Origin of the sequence: Lysinibacillus sp. NPDC059133 (genome assembly GCF_042755925.1) — a bacterium.
Taxonomy (GTDB): Bacteria; Bacillota; Bacilli; order Bacillales_A; family Planococcaceae; genus Lysinibacillus.
Window position 1 is genome coordinate 115,156 of the sequence record NZ_JBHZDH010000010.1, and the last position, 5,985, is coordinate 121,140.

5 protein-coding genes are annotated in these 5,985 nt (G+C 37.8%); 1 reads left to right on the forward strand and 4 read right to left on the reverse strand.

The window, feature by feature from the left end; all coding sequences use genetic code 11:
* Positions 1 to 146: 146 nt before the first annotated feature.
* Positions 147 to 890, reverse strand: a complete 744-nt coding sequence (locus tag ACFXN8_RS08150) for a TerC family protein (protein ID WP_376075035.1) — start codon at positions 888 to 890, stop codon at positions 147 to 149.
* A gap of 227 nt (positions 891 to 1,117) precedes the next feature.
* Here ACFXN8_RS08150 and ilvA point away from each other — a divergent pair, with 227 nt between their 5' ends.
* Positions 1,118 to 2,380 carry a threonine ammonia-lyase IlvA gene (ilvA, locus tag ACFXN8_RS08155; RefSeq protein WP_386844200.1) on the forward strand — a complete coding sequence of 421 codons (1,263 nt, stop codon included), beginning with the start codon at positions 1,118 to 1,120 and terminating at the stop codon, positions 2,378 to 2,380.
* Between the two features lie 231 nt (positions 2,381 to 2,611).
* On the opposite strand, the gene ACFXN8_RS08160 is transcribed toward ilvA, so the two are convergent.
* The 3 genes from ACFXN8_RS08160 to ACFXN8_RS08170 all read right to left on the reverse strand — a co-directional run bounded on the left by ACFXN8_RS08160 (position 2,612) and on the right by ACFXN8_RS08170 (position 5,602).
* Positions 2,612 to 3,571, reverse strand: a complete 960-nt coding sequence (locus ACFXN8_RS08160; protein WP_386844202.1) for a nuclease-related domain-containing protein — start codon at positions 3,569 to 3,571, stop codon at positions 2,612 to 2,614.
* A 215-nt stretch (positions 3,572 to 3,786) separates the two neighbouring features.
* The gene (locus ACFXN8_RS08165; RefSeq protein ID WP_386844204.1) at positions 3,787 to 4,581 is read right to left on the reverse strand and encodes an ABC transporter ATP-binding protein; all 795 of its coding nucleotides are present in this window, start codon (positions 4,579 to 4,581) and stop codon (positions 3,787 to 3,789) included.
* On the reverse strand, positions 4,574 to 5,602 hold the full coding sequence (locus ACFXN8_RS08170; protein ID WP_376075042.1) for an ABC transporter permease: 1,029 nt from the start codon (positions 5,600 to 5,602) through the stop codon (positions 4,574 to 4,576). Before ACFXN8_RS08170 ends, ACFXN8_RS08165 begins: the two co-directional genes overlap by 8 nt.
* Positions 5,603 to 5,985: the final 383 nt, after the last annotated feature.

Here is a 5,985-nt window from a genome sequence, read left to right on the forward strand (position 1 = left end):
GCTGTCGCTTCGCATTAGCACAGAAAAAAACCTGTTTCTGTCGCGTTTTTTTTTGTTACAAAAACAAATTTAAAAAAAAAATAAATATAATAAAAAAAAAAAATAAAATATTATATTAAAAAAAAAAAAAAAAACCCGCTTTTATGTTAAGCGACCTTCATTTTTTTTAAGAAATGAATCATGAAGGTTATAGCAAATATAATAATTAACACAACAAAAAACATATAATGTGGAATGTGAATACCGATAACGCTTGCTAGCATTTTCAGTGCAATAATGCCAATAATAATAAATGCTGTTGCCTCTAATTCTGGTATTTTTTCAATAATGATTAAAAATAAACCTGCAATCGTTCTCATCATTAAAATACCTAGCATTCCCCCGATTAGTAATATCCAAATTTGATTGGATATCGCAAAAGCTGCAAAAATCGCATCAATTGAAAAGGCAATATCCATCAGTTCTACCGAAATAACCGTTGCCCAAAACGTTCCAAAAAGACGAACCAACAACCCTGTTTTTTTCATCTCCTTGGCACTATCCGCTTCCCCAATCTGTAGGAAATGAGCGACACATAGCCAACCTAAATACAGCGCTCCTAGCAATTTAACAAACCAAAATTCTACTAAATAAACACCTATCCCAATAAATAAAAATCGAAAAAAATAGGCCCCCAACATCCCGTACATTAAAGCTCGTTTACGTTGCTTGTTTGGCAAATGCTTTACTAGCACTGCTAATACAAGTGCGTTATCAGCCGAAAGTAAACCTTCTATTATAATGAGTGTTGATATTAACCCCCAAGATACAGGGTCAGTCAAAATTTCCTTCCACATTTCCCAATTGAAAAATTGAATGTATGTAGATAGAATTCCTTGAATGATTTCCAATTACATACCCTCCTACTTGTCCTAAGGTATTCTAGTATATGCTGGGCCATTTTCGTTATGAGGAAATGTGTGCATCCTTTATTTCTCCAAAAAAAATTCTCGAAGAAATCTATTTTGCATTAAGCGGACACAGAAAATTTAGAATTTACTAAAAATTAATAACAAAAAGCTTATAAAGTGTGCTATCATAGATAAATGTTTTATACGCATAACGGAGGATGAACATTATGGAAGCTGCTGACACTAGAACCGTGCAAGTAGAAAATATCTTGATTGCACATCATTTCTTAAAAGACGTAGTGGTACACACGCCACTACAAAAAAATGACTATTTATCCGAGAAATACGGAGCTAATATTTATTTTAAACGCGAAGATTTACAGCATGTACGCTCATTTAAACTTCGTGGTGCCTATTATAAGATTAAAAAAATTGAAGAAGAGGCTCGTAAAGCTGGCGTTGTTTGCGCAAGTGCGGGCAATCATGCTCAAGGTGTTGCCTACGCCTGTGCACAATTGAAAATTCAAGCAAATATTTTTATGCCTCAAACAACACCTAAGCAAAAAATTGATCAAGTGCGTATGTTTGGTCGTGATTATGTAGAAATTATTTTAGCTGGTGATACCTTTGATGATTCTGCAGAAAGTGCATTCGCTTACTGTGATGAACACGATAAAATCTTTATTCACCCATTTGATGATTTTGATGTCATTGCTGGTCAAGGAACAGTCGCTGTTGAAATTATGAATGACATGGAGGAGCCGATTGACTACGTATTTGGTAGTATTGGTGGCGGTGGCTTAATGTCAGGTGTTTCTGCCTATGTGAAAAACCTTTCACCTAATAGCAAAATTATCGGTGTAGAGCCTGCTGGGGCAGGCAGTATGAAGGCTGCATTTGCTGAAGGCGGTGCAGTGGCTCTTGATTGGATTGACAAATTCGTAGATGGGGCTGCAGTAAAATGCGTCGGAAATCACACATATGATGTTTGTCGTCGCTACTTAGACGACATCGTCCTAGTACCAGAAGGAAAAGTATGTACAACAATCTTAGACCTTTATAATAAACACGCCATTATCGCAGAACCTGCTGGAGCTTTATCAGTAGCAGCTCTCGACTCTTATAAAGAGGAAATCAAAGGGAAATCAGTCGTTATCATCATTAGTGGTGGTAATAATGATATCGGTCGTATGCAGGAGATTAAAGAAAAATCTTTAATTCACGAGGGCTTACTATACTACTTCATCGTAAGCTTCCCACAGCGTGCAGGCGCGCTTCGCCAATTCCTAACAAGCGTTCTAGGACCAAACGACGACATTACTACTTTCGAATATACAAAGAAAAACAACAAAGAAAGTGGTCCTGCCTTAGTCGGTATCGAGCTTGGTAATCGCGAAGACTACGAAGGCTTACTAGTACGCATGAATGAATTCGGCTTCAATTACAAAGAAGTAAACAACGACATTCAACTATTTGGCTTACTAGTCTAAAATAAAGAGTCACACTTGCTATGTGAGTGTGGCTTTTTTAGGTTTATCGGAGCACTTTTGAGATTTATCGAGAACTTTTGATTGTTTATCTACCAACTTTTTTAATTTATCTACCAACTTTATCGATTTATCGACCAACTTTTTTAATTTATCACCCAACTTTCCAAAAATATCGACATCTACCTTACAGGCGACACTATCTGACCGCACTGATAGTTTCGTCGCTTACATTTAATCCAATAAATTAGCAGGGATTATATATTTTCTATTTTTATTTTCACCAATCACTTCAAACTTTAACTTTTTCAATAAGTAATGAGCTACTCTCTCTGAGTCAATATCAAAAAAATTACGAAATTGAGCATTAGAAATATTGTTTCCCATCATTAGCTGATAATCTTGTAATGCTACTAGCATCGATTTATTATCTGTCCGTTGACAATTGCTACAACGCCATTTCCCAAAGAAATATTGTAAAGCATACTGATACTCACACTGCGAGCATAGCGCTCCTTTTCTTAGTTCACCCCAGTCGATTTCTGGTATCCATTGTGTTGGTTCATGCTTGTTTAAAATGTGTTCAGCGATATGCTTCAAATCTTTTTCACTTAAACAAACTTGTGAATGTCGTAAAAACAGCTGTTCTACCTTTTCTGTTAAACCACTCACATGAATAATCGGTTGCGCCGACAAACTTGACGTCATAATCATATTCGGATTTGCAGAGACGATCATATAAACAATAGGTATATGATAGCCTGCCTTTTGTAAAATCTGACGCAAAAACCTAGCATGCCGCTTCACTTGATCAAAGGGATTTCTAAAGCCATCTACTCTGCCATCAGAAGTAATTCGAATAAATTGATGGTTACCTTCCATATATTCTATACGCCCAACGATATTTTTGATTTCCACTATTAAAACAAAATTTCGCGACATAAATAATGTATCAATTTGATGTATCGATCCACCTTCAGTATTAAGCTGTACATCATGCAATAAATAATATGCATGCTCCAAATAGATTTCCCGCCATTCTCGATCTACTCTTTGCTCGCCAACAATGCCAGCCTTTGTTCTTCCTAGCATTTCTTGAAAATAATCATACTTAGCGTGAGATTTAGATAGTCTTCTTTCGATCATTTCTAACACGAGTTGCTTCGATGAAACTTCGCGCTTTTTTAGTAACATAGTTTCACCTCCTTTAGCTAGATTATAATGCACTTTATCGATAGAGTTTGCTTATTTATCGAGAACTTTTGATTGTTTATTGACCAACTTTTTTAATTTATCTACCAACTTTATCGATTTATCTACCAACTTTTTTAATTTATCAACCAACTCCCCAAAATATCGACATCAAGCGAAAAACGCCCACACATTTTGTATGAGCGTTTTATCATTTATTATCCTAGTAATGCACGGTCTGAGTTCATTTTCTCACCGCGGATACGTTCGAACTCTGCCATTAAATCCGGGATGGTTAATTCATGCTTGCGATCTTCGCCAACCTCTAAAATGATTTGACCTTTATCCATCATAATCAGTCGATTTCCTAAGTCTAATGCTTGTTGCATGTTGTGCGTGACCATTAATGTCGTCAAGCTGTCTTTCTCAACTAAATATTTTGTAATACGTGTGATTAACTCGGCACGAGATGGGTCAAGTGCCGCCGTATGCTCATCTAGCAATAAAATCGAAGGCTTCGTGAATGTTGCCATTAAAAGAGACAGCGCTTGACGCTCCCCTCCGGAAAGTAAGCCAACTTTTGCAGATAGGCGATTTTCCAAATTCAAGCCCAACATCTGCAAGGATTCCTTGAAAAATTCTCGGCGCTTTTTATCAACACCGATACGCATGCCTCTACTCTTATTACGTGAGTAAGCTAATGCTAAATTTTCCTCAATCGTCATTGTTGGCGCTGTACCAGCCATTGGATCCTGGAATACGCGACCGATGTAGTGGGAGCGCTTATATTCTGGTAAAGTCGTAACCTCATTTCCATCAATTGAAACCGTGCCAAAGTCTGGTGTTAGTGCGCCAGAAATCATATTCATCATGGTCGATTTACCAGCACCATTACTGCCGATAATTGTAACGAAATCCCCTGGCTTTAAGTGCAAATTAATTTCTGCAAGTGCCATTTTTTCATCAGGTGTACCTTCATTAAATACCTTATTAATGCCGTTTAATTTAAGCAAGGCCATTTCCTCCCTGCTCAACCGTCTTTACGCGTGTCTTCTCTGCTGCGCGTTTCACCTTGCGTTTGCGCGCCTTCCTCTTATTGATAAATTGAGGTAAAATCAACGCTATAATAACAATGATAGCTGTTATTAATTTCATATCCCCTGAATCTAGGAAATCTACTCGTAATGCTAATGCTAAAATAATGCGGTAAATGATCGCTCCAGCTATAACAGCGAAAGTTGTGCGCATAATCGTTTTTGTACCGAAGATTGCTTCGCCGATAATAACAGATGCAAGACCGATCACAATCATCCCAATCCCCATACTTACATCTGAGAACTTCGAATATTGCGCGATTAAAGCACCCGAAAATGCAACAAGTGCATTAGAAAGTCCTAGCCCAAGAATAATAAGAGTATCTGTATTAGCCGAGAAGCTACGAATCATACGCTTATTATCACCAGTTGCTCGAATAGCTAGGCCGATCTCTGTTTTTAAGAACCAGTCTACAATGAACTTAATTAAAATCGTGATGATTAACACTACGATTATTGTGCTCCATGTTGAAGGTAGTTGCTGAACGCCGAAGCCTTTTAGTAGGTTATTTAATGCCGTATCGATTCCTAAATTACTCCAAAACGCTTGAAACTTTGAAAATAAAGTCTCTGAATTTAATAGTGGAATATTTGGACGACCTATCGTATTTTCTGCCGTTGACCCCATAATACGTAGGTTAATAGAATACAAAGCAATCATCATTAAAATCCCTGATAATAGAGGATTAATTTTCCCCTTTGTGTGAAGAATTCCTGTCATACATCCAGCAATAAATCCAGCAACAATTGCCACTAAAGTCGCTAAGATCGGGTGGTAGCCAAGCAGAATCATCGTCGCCGCTGTAGCCGCCCCTGTTACAAAGCTTCCATCAACCGTTAAATCCGGAAAATCTAACACACGGAATGTTAAATACACACCAAGTGCCATAATTGCATAGATGATCCCTTGCTCCATCGCGCCAAATATTGCTATAAACATAGTTGAATCATCTCCTAATAATTTCTTAATATATAATTTGGCTCATCACCATAACTTGAAGTTGATTTCCGTTCCGGCTGGGCGCTTTGTTGCTGACGCTTCGCTTTCGCACAGTTAAAACATTTGTTGCTGACGCTTCGCTTTCGCACAGTTAAAACATTTGTTGCTGTCGCTTCGCTTTCGCACAGTTAAAACATTTGTTGCTGTCGCTTCGCTTTCGCACAGTTAAAACATTTGTTGCTGTCGCTTCGCTTTCGCACAGTTAAAACATTTGTTGCTGACGCTTCACTTTCGCACAGTTAAAACATTTGTTGCTGACGCTTCGCTTTCGCACAGAGCAAAGCTTCCTGGGGGCGTCCGATGAGCCGCTTGGGCCAACAGAT